This window comes from Janthinobacterium sp. HH104 (assembly GCF_001758715.1).
GTDB lineage: Bacteria > Pseudomonadota > Gammaproteobacteria > Burkholderiales > Burkholderiaceae_D > Janthinobacterium > Janthinobacterium aestuarii.
Genome location: NZ_LRIB01000012.1, coordinates 1 through 1,949 on the forward strand (window position 1 = coordinate 1; position 1,949 = coordinate 1,949).

The following is a 1,949-nucleotide window of genomic DNA, read 5'->3' on the forward strand; positions in this document are numbered from 1 at the left end:
ACTTGGCCAGGCCGGCCAGGTTGACGGGCGGCTCATACCAGTGGCCGTTCTTCCAGCATTCGAAGCAATCGAGAATGTCGGCGTGCTCGAGCACGGGCGTCGGGTCGCCGAAGGAAAAAGCCTCGATGCCGGCGGCGGCCGGCGCCGTGGCCGCTGTTGATGGCGCGCCCTCGGCCTGCTGGCCGCGCGCGCGCATGTGTCGTGCTTTGCTCAAGAATAAATCTCCATGAAAGAGTGGTGGTTGTCGGTGGTACCTTCGAATGGCTCGTGATCGAGGGCATGCATGCAGGCCCACGCCAGATCGGCGTGGCCGGTTTCATCGCTGCGGCCGGCGACATACGTCACGTGCCGCCCGCTGGGGGTCAGGGTCTTGTGGATGGCCATGAACGATTGCGCAATGTCCGTCCAGCCGGCGTCAAACTCCAGCCGCCCCTTGCTGATGATGTTTTTGGCTTTCAGCACCATGCGGGTTTTGACTTCGGGCGAGTAATTCAGGGCCGTGACGGCCGGGAAGAAGCCACGCACGATGGGCAGCACGCCAATGCCCATGCCGGTCGTGTCGATGCCGATGTACTCGACGTTGTAGCGCTGGGTCATCTGGCGGATGGCGTCGGCGTGGTCTTCGAAACTCTGCCCGCGCCACTGGTGGCGCTCCAGGATGCGGAACTTGCCGCCGGCCGTCATGGGCGGCGCCAGCACCACGCAGCCGGCGCTGTCGCCGTTCAAGGCCGGGTCGTAGCCGATCCACACGGGCCGGTTGCCGAACGGGCGCAGGCCCAGCAACGGCTTGTAGTCGTCCCACTCCACCCAGGAATCGACCATGCAGCGCTGCAGCTCGGCCAGCGGAAAGACCGAGGCCGAGTCGTCGATAAAGTTGCACATCAGCAGATTGTCGAACTGGTCGGGGCTGTATTCGAAGTTGCGCAGTTCGTCGATGTCGAACAGGTTGCAGCCGCCGCGCTCGGCGTCCAGGATGGTGACGATCTGGCGCCAGATCTTGTCCTCGCCCGTAAAACCCGACGACAGGCGGCCATGGCTCACATCGATATTCACCTGGTCAGCCTTGGCGCGGCGTTTGTTGAACAGCTCACCCGTCCAGAACGGATAGGCCTGGTGCGTGGTCGAGGATGGCGTGGAAAAATAGGTCTTGCGCCACTTCTTGTGGATGGCCATGCCCGAGGCCACCTTGTTCAACTCCTGGAAATTCTGCGTCCAGAAGAATTCATCGAAGTAGAAATTGCCGTGGTAGCCCTGCGCCGTGCGCGCATTGGTGCCCAGGAAATACAGGTGCGCGCCGTTCGGCAGCACGATGGGGTCGCCCGTCAGCTCGATGCCGGCCGCCTCGCGCGCGAATTGCACGATGTATTGCTTGAAGACGTGCGCCTGGCTTTTTGAGGCGGACAGGAAAATTTGATTGCGCCCCGTCTGCATGGCGTCGGCAAGCGCCTCGCGGGCGAAATACCAGGTAGCGCCGATCTGGCGCGATTTCAAAATGGCGCGCGTGCGCTGGTCGCCGTTGCGATACCAGACCTTTTGATAGTCGAAGAGCGAGTCCTGGAAGGCGTCGAGCAGCTGGATTTTCTGTTCTTCGCTGAAGTCGTTGCGCGTCGGCTTCTTCTTCGGCCCGGCATTACGGTTCGCCAGTTTGGGGTTGAGATCGACCTCGTTGCCACCCGGCTGCTCATAGCGGCGCACGCGCGCCATCTGCACGATGGTGCGGGCGAGTAAATCGATTTCCTTGTAATCGCTGCCGCTCTTGACCTCTTTTTCGATCAGTTTCACCAGGCGCAGCTCGGCCGACGCCTCGACGTGCTCGATGGCCTGCGCCTTGTCCCATTCGTCGCGCAGCTTCCAGCTATTGATGGTGCTGCGCTTGAGTCCCAGGTGGCGGGCGATGGACGAAATGCGCCAGCCCTTCCAGTACAGGGCGCGCGCGGCGCGGCGCGGCT

1 protein-coding gene and 1 pseudogene are annotated in these 1,949 nt (G+C 62.5%); both read right to left on the bottom strand.

Going from position 1 to position 1,949, the window contains the following annotated elements; all coding sequences use genetic code 11:
* Positions 1-196, bottom strand: a pseudogene (locus tag JAB6_RS00870) (capsid portal protein); the annotation flags it as partial.
* Positions 197-210: 14 nt separating this feature from the next.
* Positions 211-1,949: terminase ATPase subunit family protein (locus JAB6_RS00875; protein ID WP_083292459.1), on the bottom strand; the 1,739-nt coding region annotated here is incomplete at its 5' end.